Here is a 16157-nt window from a genome sequence, read left to right on the forward strand (position 1 = left end):
CAGGGGCTCCGGTGGCGCGGTACGACAGGACGGGATCGGGCGAAGATCGGCATCGCCCGACAGTCGGCGACCTTTTACCCGAACGCCGCGACGGGTCAATGGGATTTGCCCGTTGCTTGCGTTTTGTCCCATTGGCGCGGCGGGCAGGCAACGCTATGGATGGGCTGAGGACAGTCGCACAGGTGACAGGGCATGGCAGCCACCGGATCGCAATCGGCCGGAACAGGGACCGAAGAGGGATATGGGAGCGGACACCGCATCGGCATCGACCTGGGCGGCACCAAGACCGAGGGCATCCTGCTCGACCGCCAGGGCAACCAACTGGCCCGCCACAGGGTTCCCACGCCGAAAGGCGATTATGACGGCACCGTCGCAACGATCCGCGATCTGGTCGCCCGGTTGGAGGGGGAAATCCCCGCGGGCGGCAGGGCGACCGTCGGACTCGGCATTCCGGGCGCCATCTCCCCGGCGAGCGGGCTGGTGAAGAACGCCAACTCGACATGGCTGATCGGGCGCGACTTCAAGCGCGACCTGACCCGGGTGCTGGCCCGGCCAGTGCGGATCGAGAATGACGCCAACTGTCTGGCGGTGTCGGAAGCGACGGATGGCGCCGGGGCCGGTTGCGGCGTGGTGTTCGCGGCGATTCTCGGCACCGGATGCGGCGCCGGCATCGTCGTGCATGGCCGGGTGCTGGGCGGCCGCAACGCCATCGCCGGAGAATGGGGCCACAACCCCCTGCCCTGGCCGGCCGACGACGAACGGCCGGGGCCGGCCTGCTATTGCGGCAAATATGGCTGTCTGGAGAATTTCGTGGCCGGACCGGCGGTCGCCGCCGACCATTTCGCGGCAACCGGCGAGACTCTCGACGCCGCGACGATCCTGGCGCGCGCCGCGGACCCATCAGGCGATGCCGGATGCAAGGCCACGGCGGACCGGCTGGTCGGCCGGCTTGCCCGCGGTCTCGCCGCAGTCGCCAACCTGCTGGACCCCGACGTGATCGTGCTGGGCGGCGGCCTGTCGAACGCGGAACTGCTGTATGAGCGGCTGCCGGCGGCAATGCAGCCCTGGGCCTTCAGCGACCGTCTGGATACGCCGGTGCGCCGCGCCCGCCATGGCGATTCCAGTGGGGTGCGCGGTGCAGCATGGCTGTGGCGGCCCGGAGAGATGCCGGACGCGGCCTGACGGTCAGGCCGGCGGGATCTCAGTCCCGCCGGACGGTCCGCGGGTCCGGCGGGACGTCGGCGCTGCGCGGCGGGGCCATCACCCGCTTGGCGGCGGCGGCGTCCACCGGCGGCGGCGTCAGCGAATGGGTGGTGGAGTAATGCCGGTCCATCCGCTTCACGTCGGTGCCGTAGCGCGCCATCCCCGCACGGTCCGGTCCGGCCTTCGTCGCCCCCCAATGGGACGGCGCCGGGCCGGGCAGCGGCTGGGCCTGATCCAGGTTGCGCAGAAGCGGACCGGTCGGAACCATCTGGTCGTACACCCAGGGCGCGTATTCCTGCTTCTGGGCATGGGCCGGCAGCGGCAGCAGCATCGCCGCCAGTGCGGCGGCGAACGCGGAGACGGCGATCTTGGCAGGGACGGCAACACGGGTCATCGAACAGGCACCTTTCGTCCGGAACAACGGATCGGAAGGGGCAGTCGAGCGCAAAGATCCTGCGCCGTCCAATGCGGAGGCGCGTTACCCAACCCGGCAGTCGCATGCGCAAGCGGGGCATAGGCCCCGCCTTACGATACGGCGCCGGGACTATCCGGTCAGGAAGCCGGCAGGCGGTAAAGCGTCAGGTGCAGACGCTTGCCGGTGTTGTAGTTGAAGCCCGACAATTCGGCCAGCGGCAACGGCGCGGCGGTGCCCAGACTGTCGAGGAAAGCCGGCGCCTCCCGGTCCTCGACCAGGGCGAGAGCGCAGGCGCGGTCGGCGGTCAGATGAGCGGCGGCACCCGCCCCATGGACCAGCTTGGTCGGGGTGCCGAGCAGGAAGACCAGGCTCGGCTCCGAATAGCCGGCCGCGGCAACCACGCTGTCGGGACAGGGGCGGACCTGGGCCACCGCGCGGGCCGCCTGCCGGCTGACCCACACACCGTCGATGTTCGGCAGCACCACGCCATAGGTCCCGGCATAGAGCAGCGCCGCGGCGCCGACGCCGGCGGCAAGCCCCGTCCGCCGCCCGCCCCGCAGCAGCGAGCGCAGGGACAGCGCAAAGAGGCCGCCCACCGCCGGCACCAGCGCCACCCCGACCGGGTCGATCCGGCGGTCGACCAGCCAGGGGATCACCGCCACCGCCAGAACCAGGGCACCGAAGCCGATCGCGCCCAGCGCCACTGCGGCGGCCACCAGCCAGCGGCGCGGCCGTTCCCGGCTGCGGTCGAAGCCGTCGATCAGGGCGGCGGCGGCGAGGGCGGCGATGGCCGGGAAGACCGGCAGGGTGTAGTGGAGCAGCTTGGTGGGCACCGCCTCGAACACCAGCCAGCTCGGGACGATCCAGGCGATGCAGAAGCGCACGGCGTCCAGCCGTCGCCGCGCCCACACCCAGGGAACCGCCAGCAGGGCCAGCAGCGACCAGGGAGCGAAGGTCACCCAGAAGGTGCCGAGATAATAGCCGGGCGGCAGCCCCTTGCCCTCCTGCCCGCCCGACACCTTGCCCAGCATGTCGTGGCCGACGGATTCGGCGAAGAAGGCGCCCTTGCTCTTGATGGCGATGGCGATCAGCCAGGGTGCGGCGATGGCGACTACGATGCCGAGGCCCGCCAGGGGCTTCAGCCGCTTCAGCCATCCAGCCTCGCGGTCCCACAGCGCCAGCACCAGCGCGGTGCTGCCGGACACCAGCAGGACCATCGGTCCCTTGACCAGCACGCCGATGCCGGCGGCGATCCAGAAGACCAGCGGAGCAGCCCAGGCGGCCCGCCCGACGGGCGCCGGCTCGCAACGTCGGAGATAGAGGTGGGCGAGCACCGCCTGCCCGATCACCACGGTGGCGAGCAGCACGGCGTCGGTCTTGGCCATCCGCGCCTCGACCCCCAGCACGACGCAGGAGGCCATCATCAGCCCGGCGATGAAACCGGCGGAACCGCCGAACAGACGGGCGGCCGTCCAGGCGCCGGCGAGAACGGCAAGGATGGCGCCCAGAACGGAGGGGATGCGGTAGGTCCAGATAACCTTGTCGGCGCCGACCGGGATGCCGCGCACCGCATCGGCGGCGGCGGTCGCGACGCTCTGCAGCCAATAGATGCCGACCGGCTTCTTGTAGCGCGTCTCGTCCTGGAAGCGGATGTCGACATAGTTGCCGCTGTCCAGCATCTGCGACGATGCCTGGGCGAAGCGCGATTCGTCCCGGTCGAAGGGCGGCAGGATCGTGAAGCCCGGCAGGAACAGCGCCGCGGCGATCAGCGCCAGCAGCGCATAGGCCCAGATCGGCAGGCGGCTTTGCGGCGGGGACGAGGGCGCTGCGGTCACGGCTTGCTCGGCACCGCGTCGCCGGCCGCCTGCGACTTCTTGTGCGACCAGACGAAATAGACGTTGCGGGCGTAGATCACCAGACCCATGCCCTGCCCCAGCATGAACACCGGGTCGAAGCGGTAGAAGGCGTAGGCGAACAGCAGGACGCCGCCGCCCAGCGAGAAGTACCAGAACATCTCCGGCACCACGCTGCGGCGCGCCTTTTCGCTGGCGATCCACTGCACGAGGAAGCGCATGGTGAACATGATCTGGGCGAAGAAACCGATGCCGACCCAGATCAGGTCGGTGGTGCTCTGCCCCTGGAACCACGCGGCGGCGCGCTCAAGCATCGTAAAATCCTGTCCCGAATGGGTCGATCAAAGGTCGACCGGCTTTAAAAGACGTCAGAGGCGTTCGGAAACCGCGGACAGCTTCGTCCGCCGCTTCAGCCAGTAAACGCCCAGCAGATCGACCACGCCGATCAGCCCGCGCCGCCAGTTGTTGTATTTTGACACGCCGCGTTCACGCGGCCGATGGTTCACCGGCACATAGGCCACCGGGTGGCCATGGGCGCGGAACAGCGCCGGCAGGAAGCGGTGCATCGCCCCGAAGAAGGGCAGATCGAGGAAGGCATCGCGGCGGAACAGCTTCAGGCCGCAGCCGCTGTCGGTGCAGCCGTCCTGCAGGAAGGACTGACGCACCGCATTGGCGAACTTGGAGGCCCAGCGCTTGGACAGGGTGTCCTGCCGCTTCTTCCGCAGGCCGCCGACCAGAACCGGGGCACCCGCTTCTCCCGTCGAGACCAGGGCGAACAGCGCCGGGATGTCGGCCGGGTCGTTCTGGCCGTCGCCGTCGAGCGTCACCACGAACTCGCCGCGCGCCGCCTTGACGCCGCTGCGCACCGCCGCGCTCTGGCCGGAGCGGTGGACATGGCGCAGCACGCGGAGCCGGCCGGCCTCGACCGCCGGGGCAAGGCGCGCCTGGGTATCGTCGTCCGACTGGTCGTCGACGAAGATGACCTCGAAACCGCCGACCGGAGCCAGCGCCCGCTCGATCTCTTCGAGCAGCGGCAAGACATTCTCGGCCTCGTTGAAAACGGGGACAACGACCGACAGCCGCACCGGCTGGCCGTTCTCCGGATAAATGCTCACGGCTTGCCATCCCATTCGCCAAACGGGCGGCAAATTACTCTCGCGGCGCGGCGAACGGTAGAGGAAAAGGATGAGACGGAAGCGGGGCAGATCTCCGCGTCCGTCTCATCCGATTTCAAGACGGCCGAATCACCCCTTCCGGCCGCCCTCCTTCCCGCCTTCCAGCGGAAGCGGGACATAGCGCAGATCGCCGGCACGGCTGACCAGCATCAGCAGGGTCTTGCGCCCCTGCTCCTTCGCCTTGGCGATGCGGCTTTCCAGGTCGGCAGGGGTCGCCACCGGCTCCTGCCCGGCCTCCACGATGACGTCGCCGAGGTCGAGTCCGCGCTGCGACGCCGGGCTGTCGCGGTCGACCTCCGTCACCACCAGCCCGTCGACATCCTCGCCGATGGAGAAGGTCTCCCGCAGGCCAGGGGTCAACGGCGACAGCTTGAGGCCCAACGCCGACTTGCCCTCCTCCGGCTGGGCGGAGCGGGGGGCGCCGCTCGATCCGGACATCGCCAGTTGCTGCGGCTCGTCGCGCAGTTCGCCGACGGTGACCTCGATCGACTGGTCCTTGCCGCCGCGCCGCAGGGTCATCGGCACGGTGCGGCCGATCTCGGTCGAGGCGACAAGGCGGGGAAGCTGGCGCATCTGCTCCAGCGCGTCGCCGTTGAAGGCGGTGATGACGTCGCCCTGGCGCAGACCGGCCAAAGCCGCAGGGCTGTCGGGCGAAACGCTGGTGACCAGCGCGCCGCCGGTGCCCTCCACGCCCAGGCTCTCGGCGATGTCCGGCGTCACCCGCTGGACCTGGACGCCCAGCCAGCCGCGCCGGACCTTTCCGCCGTCCTTCAACTGGTCGATGATCGGTTTGGCCAGCGAGGACGGAATGGCGAAGCCGATGCCGACCGACCCGCCGGTCGGCGAATAGATGGCGGTGTTGATGCCGATCACCCCACCGCTGGCGTCATAGAGCGGACCACCGGAGTTGCCGCGGTTGATGGCGGCGTCGGTCTGCAGATACTCGTCGTAGGGACCCTGCTGGATGTCGCGGGCGCGGGCAGACAGGATGCCGGCGGTCACCGAGCCGCCGAGGCCGAAGGGGTTGCCGATGGCGACCACCCAGTCGCCGACCTCCACCGTTTCGCTGTCACCCCAATGGGCGGCGGTCAACGGCTTTGGGCTCTCCACCTTCAGCAGGGCGAGGTCGGTCGGCGTATCGGAACCCACCAGCTTGGCCGGCAGCCTGGTGCCGTCATGCAGGGTGACGGCGATCTCGGCCGCGTCCGAAACCACATGGTTGTTGGTGACGATCAGGCCCGACGGATCGATGATGAAGCCGGAGCCCAGCGCCATGCTGGGCAGTCCCTGAGCACCGCCTCCCTGAGCACCGCCTCCCTGCGGACCGGCGCCCGGCGGACCGCCGTTCGGGCCGCTTTCCTGGGAGCCATCGCCTGGGCCTCCCGGGCCGCCCTGGCCGCCTCGTTGCCGGTTGCGGAATTCACGGAAGAACTCCTCCAGCGGGGAGCCGGGCGGAATGTCCATCCCCTCCGGCAGGCGGCCACCACCGGCCGAGGGCTGGGGATCCTGGGTGCTGGAGATGTTGACCACCGTGTCGATCTGCGTCCGGGCAAGGTCGCGGAAGGAGGGCGGCGAGTAGGTTCTGCTCGCTCCCGGTGAGGCTACCGCCGCAGAGGCGTCCTGCGCGGCGGCCGGCGCCCCGGGTGGAATCATGGCCGGAACCGGCAGAAGCACCGCGCCGGACAGCAGCGCACGCAGCGCCACGGCCGAAAAACGCCGGAAGATCGGGTACGAACGCGGCACGGACGCATGCGGCATGGACGGTCTCCGCGAAAACGGTTGGGCGGGAACAAAGGGGTTGCGGCCCCGGCCGGGGCTGTTTCCTTAAGCTCAAAACACGGAACCCCCCGTCCGGGGTCCATCGCACTTTTCAAAAGCATGGCGACCTGCGGATGCCGGCCATGCGTCTGCGCCACCGGAGGTTTGCTGTCGACTCCGGTTTTTAAAAGTGCAGGTCGCCACCAATCATCGTGTCCGGTGGGGACACCTGATACAAAATCACGATTCCACGCAAAGTTATGCTGGCATTTTTGAGAAGAGTTTCCGATAGTCATCCGTACCGAAAACATCGCCCGCCAGCGTGAAGCCTCGATGCTGCTGACGCACGCGCCCGCGTGGTCCCGCGTCGGAAGCGTGCGGTCCGGGTGGACATGCTGACGAATGACTGAAAATTCACTTTGGCAACCGAGCGATATAATGAACGCAGAAACCGGGAGCGAACCGGAGTCTCCCAAGAAGCGTGGGCGCATTCCGCAGTCGGCGTGGCCCCAAATTCTTGAACGTTACCGCAGCGGCGCAACCCTTTCGGCCATCGCCCGCGAGTTCGAGTGCACCCCCAGCGCCATCTCCTACATCATCAAGAAGGCGGAGGCCGCAAGCGGCCAGGGCGATGCCGGCCAGATGGATGGCGCTTCCGCTGACGTGACGCAGAACGATACGCAGGCCATCGACGCCGCCGCTTCCGCAGAACCGGAGCCCGCCGACGAGGCGCCCGCTCCGGCGGCTGCCGAGGCGACGGCCGAAACCCCGGTCGCCGTTCCCGCCGTGGAGCCGGAAGCCCCTGCCGAACCGCGCCGCGCCGCCGGCCGCACCGGCCGGACCACGCTCACCCGTGCCGCACGGACGGAACCGACGGCCGAACAGGCTTCCGCCGAGGCTCCCGCCGCCGCGCCGGCGCCGGCCCCGACGGAAACGCTGCGCCTGAACCGGCCGGACCCTGCGCCGGCGCCGGCTCCCGCACCGGCTCCCGCCGCTGCCCCGGCGTCCGCGGCACCGGAGGCCCCGCGCTCTCCCGGCCAGCCGACCCCGCCGGTGGATGCGGTGGAAGGCCGCCTGCGCGACACCGCCAAGGCCTGCATCTCCGCTTATCGCGGCTGGCGTCAGCAACCGAGCGAGGCGACGATCCAGGCCCTGTCCGACACCGTGCACGAACTGCGCAAGGCCCTGGCCCGCGTGGAGATCGACATGTCGGCCAGCCGTCGCGAGGAACAGGCGATCCGCCCGATCCCGATCCCCGCGCACCGCGCCTCACGCCGTCCGAACTGAGTGGATCTTTGAAAAAGCGGGTTTGAAAAAGCCCCTTTGAAAAACCTCCGTCCCCTGGTGGGGCGGAGGTTTTTTGTTGCCACGCCTCCGCTCGGGTTTTCGGTGCAAAAGGGGCTTGACGGCCCCCCGATCGAAAGGCTAATCCTCTGCGCCCCGATGGAAGGGTGGCCGAGTGGTTAAAGGCAGCAGACTGTAAATCTGCCCGCGTTAGCGTACGCTGGTTCGAATCCAGCCCCTTCCACCATCGCACCACAGTCGAGAGCATCCGGATTGCGGACCGGCTCTCCTGATGGCGGGGCGGCACTGCAATTCAAATGCTTCGTGTCGGCCGACCGTTGCAGAACGCACAAATTCCTTGAAGTCCTCCCTCCACCCTACAGTGGCAGCGGCTCGGCCGGCGTCACGCGCGGGAAGCGCAGCGTGAAGGCCGTTCCAGCCCCCGGCGCACTGTCCAGCAGCAGCCGGCCGCGCAGGGTCCGCGTGACCAGCGTATAGACGATGTTCAATCCCAGCCCGCTGCCGCCACGGTCCCGGCTGGTGGTGAAGAAGGGTTCGAACACCTTGCCATGCAGGTCGGCCGATATGCCGCGTCCATCGTCGGCATAGACCAGTTCGACCTCTCCTCCAACCACCCTCACCGTTACTGTCAGCCGCCCCCGCACGCCGGGATCATAGGCGTGCAACAGGGAATTGATGACGAAGTTGGTCAGGATCTGGCTGAAGACGCCGGGATAGCTGTCGAGCGTCAGATCCTCCGGACAGTCCACCACAACCGAATGCCCGCTGCGGCGGATCCGCATGCCCAGACTGCGCAGGACTTCGTGGATGTAGTGGTTCACCTCGAAGACGCGGCGCTCCTCGCTGGCCTGATCGACGGCGATCTGCTTGAAGCTCTGGATCAGGCGGGTGGCGCGCTCGACATTGAGCAGCATCAGCTGTGTCGCCTCGTCGGCGATGTCGATGTAGTCGGCGAAGTCGCCTCGCCGCAGGGTGCCGGCCTCGAACAGGTGGCGCAGGGCACGGGTTTTTTCCGCCAACAGCGAGGCGCCGGTCAGGGCGATGCCGACCGGCGTGTTGATTTCATGGGTCACGCCGGCCACCAATGCGCCCAGGGCCGCCATCTTCTCCGCCTGGATCAGTTGGACCTGCGCATCCTTCAAATCCTGCAGGGCGCGTTCGGCCTCCTCCTTGGCGGCACGCACGGCTTCGGCCGCGTGGACGCTTTCGGTGACGTCGGTGTGGGATCCGACGATGCGGAAAATCCGTCCGTCGCCGCCCGCCACGGCAAGCACACGGGTTTCGAGGAAGACGGTCTGTCCGCAGCGGTGTTGGAACCGCTGCAACTGCCGGCTTTCCATCCGGCGCCCGCTTGCCAGTTCCTCCACCATCTCCAGCGCCGCGTCGCGATCCTCGGGATGCAGCAGTTCCTCCCAGCGGCGGCGGCTGTTGTCCATCTCCGCCTCGGAATAACCCAGCAGGCCCCACCATTGCGGGGAGAACCACACCTCCCCTCCAGGCAGATCCCATTGCGAGATGCCTTCGCGGGCCGCCCGGATCGCCAGTTCCAGCAATTCCCGGCTGGAGGCCAACTCCCGCTCCGCCAGCTTGCGGCGGGTGATGTCGGTGTAGGTGGTGACAAATCCGCCCTCGGGCAGCGACAGGGTCACCGTTTCGATGATGACGCCGTCAGGCCGCACCCGCTCGTTGTAGAAGGGCCAGGAAGCCTTGCGGATATAATCCAGCCGTTGCGCCACCAGATCGTCGACATTGCCGTCGCCATAGCCGCCCTGTTCGGCGATGTGGCGCACCACCGTCTCATAGGGCTGGGCATAGCGCGGGAAAGCGGGGTCGATGGACAGCAGTTCCAGCACGCGCCGGTTCCAGGCGACCAGGCGCAACTCGCGGTCGAAAGCCATAACGCCCTGGCTGAGGCAGTCGAGCACGGAGCCGATCTGCGCCCAGGGCTCGTGCGCCGATGGCGCCCCCGAGGCAACGGCATCGACCGCCGTCAGCAGCCATTCGTCCGACCCGTCGGCGCCCGGTCCGCCGGCACCCAGCGCGAAGGTCACGGCGCCACCGTCGGGAAGCCCCCGCGTGGTCGGACGGCCATGACGCAGATCGGCCATCGCCGCACTGCCCAGCAGACTGCCCAGCAACCCGCCCAAAGTCGCATCGCCGGCCACGGCGAACCGGTCCGCGAAGGCGGCATTGGCCCACACCAGACGTTCGTCGGCGTCAAAGCGGGCGAACCCGGTTTCCCCCATGCCCGTGCCTACCCTCCATAGAAACCGCGGGCAAATTCCGCGGCCGGCACGAGTGAATACGGGAATAATCCAGCACTTCAACACGCGCCGCGAACAATTCATCGCATTCTTGTCGCTCTTCAGTTGCCGGGCAAGCGCCATTTCATGACGATCTCCGGCAAACCCGGTGAGCCGACCTCTTGATTTCACGGGACACTGAAGCCTAATCCTGCGCCTGTTGGGATGGGCCACGGTCAAGCCGTTGTCAACGATGAGGATTTGCACAATGGCAGATGCGGCCGCCTATGGCAGCCTGTTCCTGGTGGCGCTGGTCGCCGCGACGATTTTTCCCGCCCAGTCGGAACTTCTGCTCGCCGGACTCCATACATCCGGCAACTATAACGACGGGTTGCTGATTCTGGCGGCAACGGTCGGAAATGTAGCGGGTTCGACGATCAACTGGGCGCTCGGCCGCTACCTGATGCATTTCCAGGACCGCCGCTGGTTTCCGGTTTCGCGTCCGCTGGTGGAGCGGGCCACCGGATGGTATCGCCGCTTCGGCATCTGGTCGCTGCTGATGGCCTGGGTGCCCGTGATCGGCGATCCGTTGACACTGGTCGCCGGCATCCTGCGCGTCGACCTGCGCCTGTTCCTGCTGCTGGTGACCATCGGAAAACTGGGAAGATATGTTATGCTGATTGCTGCCATATGAAATAGTATAGCATCATTATTAAAAGTAATTCCGCCATTCTCCAGAAACAATCAGCTTGTGGAGAACCCCGCGGGCACAGTATTAACGGACCTCGAAACGCGGATCCCTCGAACCGGTGAAAAGCCTCGGATCTGAAGGGGCTTTTCGGAATATCGACGTTGTTTGACAGAGGTCAAACACGCCGCACGGGCGGTCGACTATGCTCCGCGCCAACGTGGAACCGGAAATCAGGCGCATCGACATGCCAGAGGGAAGCATCGTTCAGCAGGGCTCCGCCCAACCAGCCAAGGTCCCGCTGTACGAAAGCCACAAGACGATCCACCCGAAGGCGGTCAAGGGCCTCTATCGCCGTGTGAAGACGGTCACCTTCTCGATTCTTCTGGCGTTGTTCTTCATCGCCCCCTGGATCCGGTGGGAGCGCGGTCCCGACGCCCCGGCCCAGGCGGTGCTGTTCGACCTGACCGCCCCGCGCTTCTTCCTGTTCTGGATCGAGATCTGGCCCCAGGAGATCTATTACCTCACCGGCATCCTGATCGTGGCGGCTCTGGGGCTGTTCCTGGCGACGGCGCTGGCCGGCCGGGTCTGGTGCGGCTTCGCCTGTCCGCACACGGTGTGGACCGACCTGTTCGTCTGGATCGAGCGCATTTTCGAGGGCGACCGGGCGGAGCGGATCCGCATGGAAAAGCAGCCCTGGACCACGCACAAGATCCTGCGCAAGATCGGCAAGCACGCCGGCTGGCTGGCGCTCAGCCTCGTCACCGGTTTCGGCTTTCTTGCCTACTTCACCGACGCCCCGTCCCTGCTGCATGACCTGCTGACCTTCCAGGCCAGCTACGAGGCGACGTCCTTCTTCGCCATCTTCGTCGGCATGACCTATGTGATGGCCGGCTGGACGCGCGAGCAGATGTGCATGTACATGTGCCCGTGGCCGCGCATCCAGTCCGCCATGCTGGACGAACATTCGCTGGTCGTCACGTATCAGGCCGACCGCGGCGACAACCGCGGACCGAAGCGCAAGTCGCAGAGCTGGGACGAACGCCGCGCCCAGGGCTTCGGCGACTGCATCGATTGCGGCCAGTGCGTGCAGGTCTGCCCGATGGGCATCGACGTCCGCACCGGCGAACAGTCGGACTGCATCAATTGCGGTCTCTGCGTCGACGCCTGCGACAGCATCATGATCCAGCAGGGTCTGCCCACCCGCCTGATCGCCTTCGACAGCCTTGCCGCGCAGGACACCCGCGCCTCCGGCAAGTCCTATCAATGGCGTCTGGTCCGTCCGCGCGTGATCGTCTACGCGCTGCTGATGCTGGTCATCGGCGGGGCAATGGCCTGGAGCTTCGCGCTGCGCCCCAGCCTGAACATCACCGTCCTGCGCGACCGCGCCCCGCTGTTCGTGACGCTGTCGGACGGGTCGATCCGCAACGCCTACACCTTCAAGGTTGCCAACAAGACCCGGCAGAACCGCTCCTACACCCTCAGCGTCGCCGGCCTGCCCGCTGCCGATATCAAGGTGATCGGCGAGGCGGAGGACGAATCGGCCGCCCACACCGCCACCATCTCGGCGGCTCCGGACAGCGTCGCCACCTACCGGGTCTACGTCACGGCGCCGCGCATGGCGGTCACCGCCGCATCGCTGCCGCTGGCCTTCCAGCTGTCCGACACAGGGACGGCCGAGAAGACCAGCCACGACAGCGTCTTCCTGGGGCCTGCGAACTGACCGCCGGCTGATCGACTTCCCCAACGCGGCCCAGCATCCCAACGCGGATTGGGGTACGAAAGGCGGTGGCCGGCGGACCGGCCTACCGCCTTTCGTCTGTCTGCGCAAAGGGGGGGCACCCGCATGGACAGTTTGCGCAAGCCCGCAGGCCTCTCACCTGACTCGAGCGAACCAAGGCTGCGCAGCGGGGACACCCGGCCGGCCGACGGCAGGGTGACGGGCGGACGCGAGGTGAAGGCCCCATGCTTTTCGATTTCGAGCCTTCGGGCATCAACGACACCTATCTGCGCCTGACGCGGAGCGGGCTGTCCTGCATCGTCGCGCCGGCCGGCGCCTGGAACGGGCTTTTGCGGGTGAACTACATCGTCGCCGGCGCTCCCGGCGGCAGCGAGCCGCACATGATCTTTCGCAGTCTGGACGTCGGCTGGGACGACGGCCGCTTCTGCTGGAAGGGCCGCGCGGCGGCGGTATTGACCAATTCGGCCATGGTCGACGTCCTGCTGGAGCGCGGCATGGTCACCGAGACGGAGGCGGAACGGCTGCTGTTCGGCATCAACAGCCCGGCGGCCGGCGCCAGTTCAGACGAGTCGCTGATGATCCGCGCGCTGCTCGCCGGCTGCAGCTTCACCCCCGTCTACGACCAGCAACCGCTCAGCAGCGAACCGCCGGTGGTCGCCGGCTTCGCCATGCGCACCCTCTCCGACCCGGGGGCCTATATGCTGGAAGCCCGCAACGGCATCCCCGTACTGGATGGCGACGCGCGCGACGCCCTGCGGCGGCTGGTCGGCGGGGTGATGTAGCGCCCTCCTCTCCTCCTACTTTGGTCGAAGAAAAAGGAAGAACCGCGCTGGCCCCTTGCCCAAAGGCGTAGCGACTAGACCTTCGGGCGATAGAAACTGTCACAGTGCCAGGACATTCTTATTGCAACTGCTCACAGGAGCCCTGCTTGCCGCCGACCTGATCCCCTTGCGAGAGAGCCTGACCAGCCATGAATGCCAGATTGTCCAACCGCTGTACCGCCCTGTTCGACCGCGCCCGCGCCGCTTGGCTCAGCCAGCCCCTGGCCCGCAAGCTGGCCTCCCGCAAGTCCGGCGGACGTCCCCGGATATCGATGGAACTGCTGGACCTGGAACTCTTCCGCATCGACATCGGACACTGAAGGCAGCCGGCCACAGGCCCTGTTTCCGCACATGTCCAGGTGGGCGCCATCCGTATGGTCGGCGCCGCCCGGCGCATCATGAGGAAATCCGCCCCTCCCCCTCCGCCAGCAGCCGGCGGATGGCATTGACCAGCGGCTTCATGTGGAAGGTCGATTCCGGAGAAACCGCGACGGTGCCCCCGGCCGCTTCAACCGCCTCGGCCACCACCGGTCCAACGGCGGCGATGCGTGTCCTGGCGAAGCCCTGGCGGAAGGCATCGCCAAGGCCGCAGGCGTCCGCCACCTCGTGCAGGCGGCGCACCTGGGGCGAGGCGGTGAAGGCGACGAAGTCGATCCGCCCATCCGCCATGTCGCGGATTGCCTTCTGGACCGCGCCGGTTTCCGAGTCGTTGGCATAGCGGTAGGGGGTCACCGCCACCGGTTCGCCGCCTCGCGCCCGGACGGCCTCCAGCAACGGTTCGTTCGGATTGTCGGGGTAGAGCTGGATACCGACGCGGCGGCCGCTCAAATCCTCATCGCCCAACATGGCGATGACACCGTCGGTGGTCGGGGCGGGGGCCGATTTATAGGGGGTGCAGCCGATCTCGCGCAGCGCCTTCACCGGCTTCGGGCCGCGCACGAACACGCGCGCCCGGCCGATGGCAGCGATCACGTCCGCCTCTCGCTCCATGGCGCGGGCGACGGTCATCAGCCGCCGCAGCCCCTCGCCGGTCAGCAGGACGATGTCGCCGAACCCCTCGGCCAGCAGCCGGTCCAGCCAGGCCCTTGCCGGTGCCGGATCGTCGAGGTCGAGGATTTTCACCATCGGGCAGCGGATCGTCTCGGCCCCATGCTGCTCCATCATGCCGGCGAACAGATCGAGGTCCCGGCTTTCCGGCACCAGAATCCGCTTCCCCGCCAGATCGCCGCTCTGTCCGGCCATGGTCCCGCTCCCGTGTTCGTCTGTGATGACACAAGAGACTAGCAGGGGAATGCGCGTGCGGTCACGCGGGATGGACCTACCCCCGCCGGCAATGCAGCAGGCTGAACAGGCCGAAGGGCGGCAATGTGCGGATGCTCTCCACGGCCAGCCGCGACCCGGTCATCATCGCATCGAGCGTGAAATCCGGCCGCCAGCCGAGCTTCTTCGACAGCGGCGACAGCCAGCCTTCCACCGCACGGCGGACGCCGCGTCCGGGTGCCGCGAAGTGGTTGACGATGACGATGTCGCCACCGGGTTTGCAGACGCGCTCCAGCTCCGCCATCGTGCCCTGGGGGTCGGGGACGACGGTCATCACATACATGGCGACCACCACGTCGAAGCTGCCGTCGGCGAAGGCCAGCTTGCCGGCATCCATCTCCAGCAAGCCTTCGACATGGTCGAGCTTCTCACGCTCGACCCGGTCCTGCGCCACCTTCAGCATGTCGGTGGACAGGTCGATGCCGACGACGCGGTTGTCCTTGCGGTAGTCGGACAACGACAGACCGGTTCCGACGCCGACCTCCAGAATGCGCAGGCCGCCGCGACGGTTCAGCCACTCCACCGCCGCATGCCGGCCGGAGGCCAGAAGCACCCCGAACACCCGGTCGTAGAATCCGGCATAGCGGCGATAGGCGGCGCGGATGGATTCGGTGTCCATGATCTCTGTCTCCCCCAGTTCGATTCCAGTTCCGGCAGGCACCACAGGGTCAAGTCAAAGCCGGCAGCGGCGACCATAGCCAGATTTCGTCCGTCATGAAAGTGACGCAAACAAAAAATCACGCAATATGTCACGCTACTCTCAGCTTTTCATTTGGAACTGTGTCCCAAGGGATTTTCAAAGATGCACTCACCCTCTTTTTTTGATTGAACGTCCATTAAAACACCTGCGCTGTGTTGGGGTGCCACCGCTGGACAGAGTCGGAGACCAGGGCGGCACTGGCTCTGAGCGGCGACCGACGGCCGGGGCTTCCCGCAAGCAGCATCCGCAGCGCGGCCGGTTTCGACGCCTTGCTGGACCGTACCCGCCTCCTGCCGCGGGGCTGAGGGCCGCTCACCACCAGTGGCGCTGCTGGCGGCCGGTGCGCAGGCGGGCGACTTCGACCATTTCGGCCGGGTCCTGCGGCTTGCGCAGATCCTTCACCACCGCCAGCAGGGCGCCGTCGCGCTCGACCTCCGCCACCGTCGGCCCGGCCATCAGCGTGTCGCAGTCCTCCTGCGTCGGGGCGATGAAGAAGTCGGCGCGGGTCCAGTCGGTGACCCAATGCAGGTTGGCCGGCGCCAGCTTCTCGAAGGCCAGAGGTTCGGCGCAGACGGCAACGCTGTAAGTGCGGTGATGATGGGTGTGCGCCTCCTCCGCGGCGATCACCTGCGACAACTCCCCCACCGCTTCAGGCAGGCTGTTGACCCAATAATCGACATCGTAATTGCGCACAGCGCCGGCGACTCCGCCGACAAGCTCATTGAAATAGACATATTCGTCGGGGTGCAGGGACGCCAGCACCACCGCCTCGCGCCCCAGAATCAGGGCCAGCGCAAGACCGGCCGGCGCAGCGGCCGACAAACCGCGCCCGGTCCGCTGCGACACACCCAGCCTCCAGACGCCGGCCCAGCCGACCAGCCGGTCCAGCCCGATGCCGCCCAGCACAGCCAGCGGCGGCAGCACGAACAGGAAAT

The 16157-nt window shown here is 67.4% G+C and carries 14 protein-coding genes, 1 tRNA gene and 1 pseudogene; 7 read left to right on the forward strand and 9 right to left on the reverse strand.

Translation table 11 applies throughout. The features are described 5' to 3' along the window. The first annotated feature begins 192 nt into the window (after positions 1-192). The gene (locus I71_RS23700) at positions 193-1182 is read left to right on the forward strand and encodes an ROK family protein (protein WP_042699262.1); all 990 of its coding nucleotides are present in this window, start codon (positions 193-195) and stop codon (positions 1180-1182) included. A gap of 19 nt (positions 1183-1201) precedes the next feature. Here the strand turns inward: I71_RS23700 and I71_RS23705 are convergent, their stop codons facing one another. The 5 genes from I71_RS23705 to I71_RS23725 all read right to left on the reverse strand — a co-directional run bounded on the left by I71_RS23705 (position 1202) and on the right by I71_RS23725 (position 6404). Next, positions 1202-1597, reverse strand: a complete 396-nt coding sequence (locus I71_RS23705; RefSeq protein ID WP_042699265.1) for a hypothetical protein — start codon at positions 1595-1597, stop codon at positions 1202-1204. A 158-nt stretch (positions 1598-1755) separates the two neighbouring features. Beyond that, entirely contained in the window at positions 1756-3453 is a 1698-nt protein-coding gene (locus I71_RS23710; protein ID WP_042699268.1) for a glycosyltransferase family 39 protein, read from the reverse strand. Further along, positions 3450-3785 (reverse strand): lipid-A-disaccharide synthase N-terminal domain-containing protein, encoded by a 336-nt coding sequence (locus tag I71_RS23715; protein ID WP_042699271.1) that lies wholly within the window; start codon positions 3783-3785, stop codon positions 3450-3452. The genes I71_RS23710 and I71_RS23715 overlap by 4 nt, the downstream gene beginning before the upstream one ends. A 54-nt stretch (positions 3786-3839) precedes the next feature. Continuing rightward, complete coding sequence (locus I71_RS23720; RefSeq protein WP_042699274.1) at positions 3840-4601, reverse strand: glycosyltransferase family 2 protein; 762 nt, start codon at positions 4599-4601, stop codon at positions 3840-3842. Between the two features lie 114 nt (positions 4602-4715). Beyond that, the gene (locus tag I71_RS23725; RefSeq protein WP_042699277.1) at positions 4716-6404 is read right to left on the reverse strand and encodes a Do family serine endopeptidase; all 1689 of its coding nucleotides are present in this window, start codon (positions 6402-6404) and stop codon (positions 4716-4718) included. A gap of 438 nt (positions 6405-6842) precedes the next feature. Here I71_RS23725 and I71_RS35225 point away from each other — a divergent pair, with 438 nt between their 5' ends. Both I71_RS35225 and I71_RS23735 read left to right on the forward strand, forming a co-directional pair. Further along, positions 6843-7691 carry a hypothetical protein gene (locus tag I71_RS35225; RefSeq protein ID WP_049976304.1) on the forward strand — a complete coding sequence of 283 codons (849 nt, stop codon included), beginning with the start codon at positions 6843-6845 and terminating at the stop codon, positions 7689-7691. A 158-nt stretch (positions 7692-7849) separates the two neighbouring features. Beyond that, positions 7850-7935, forward strand: a tRNA-Tyr gene (locus I71_RS23735). A 130-nt stretch (positions 7936-8065) separates the two neighbouring features. On the opposite strand, the gene I71_RS23740 is transcribed toward I71_RS23735, so the two are convergent. Then, positions 8066-9955, reverse strand: coding sequence for a PAS-domain containing protein (locus I71_RS23740; RefSeq protein ID WP_042699280.1), 1890 nt, complete (start codon positions 9953-9955; stop codon positions 8066-8068). Positions 9956-10220: 265 nt separating this feature from the next. Between I71_RS23740 and I71_RS23745 the strand changes: the two genes are divergently transcribed. From I71_RS23745 to I71_RS38925, 4 genes are all read left to right on the forward strand, one after another. Beyond that, the gene (locus I71_RS23745; protein WP_042699283.1) at positions 10221-10646 is read left to right on the forward strand and encodes a YqaA family protein; all 426 of its coding nucleotides are present in this window, start codon (positions 10221-10223) and stop codon (positions 10644-10646) included. A gap of 241 nt (positions 10647-10887) precedes the next feature. Continuing rightward, positions 10888-12363 (forward strand): cytochrome c oxidase accessory protein CcoG, encoded by a 1476-nt coding sequence (gene ccoG, locus I71_RS23750; RefSeq protein WP_042699301.1) that lies wholly within the window; start codon positions 10888-10890, stop codon positions 12361-12363. A 242-nt stretch (positions 12364-12605) separates the two neighbouring features. Then, a complete protein-coding gene (locus I71_RS23755; protein WP_042699286.1) occupies positions 12606-13163 on the forward strand; it encodes a hypothetical protein in 558 nt (185 codons plus the stop codon). Between the two features lie 188 nt (positions 13164-13351). Then, positions 13352-13522 carry a hypothetical protein gene (locus I71_RS38925; RefSeq protein ID WP_199902244.1) on the forward strand — a complete coding sequence of 57 codons (171 nt, stop codon included), beginning with the start codon at positions 13352-13354 and terminating at the stop codon, positions 13520-13522. A gap of 76 nt (positions 13523-13598) precedes the next feature. Here I71_RS38925 and I71_RS23760 read toward each other — a convergent pair whose 3' ends face one another. The 3 genes and pseudogenes from I71_RS23760 to I71_RS38475 form a co-directional block, all read right to left on the reverse strand. Then, the gene (locus I71_RS23760) at positions 13599-14444 is read right to left on the reverse strand and encodes a uroporphyrinogen-III synthase (protein ID WP_042699289.1); all 846 of its coding nucleotides are present in this window, start codon (positions 14442-14444) and stop codon (positions 13599-13601) included. A gap of 76 nt (positions 14445-14520) precedes the next feature. After that, positions 14521-15141 (reverse strand): class I SAM-dependent methyltransferase, encoded by a 621-nt coding sequence (locus I71_RS23765; RefSeq protein WP_042699292.1) that lies wholly within the window; start codon positions 15139-15141, stop codon positions 14521-14523. Positions 15142-15534: 393 nt separating this feature from the next. Next, positions 15535-16157 (reverse strand): annotated as a pseudogene (locus tag I71_RS38475) (hypothetical protein); the annotation flags it as partial.

Source organism: Azospirillum sp. B506 (assembly GCF_000333595.1).
Classification (GTDB): Bacteria; Pseudomonadota; Alphaproteobacteria; order Azospirillales; family Azospirillaceae; genus Azospirillum.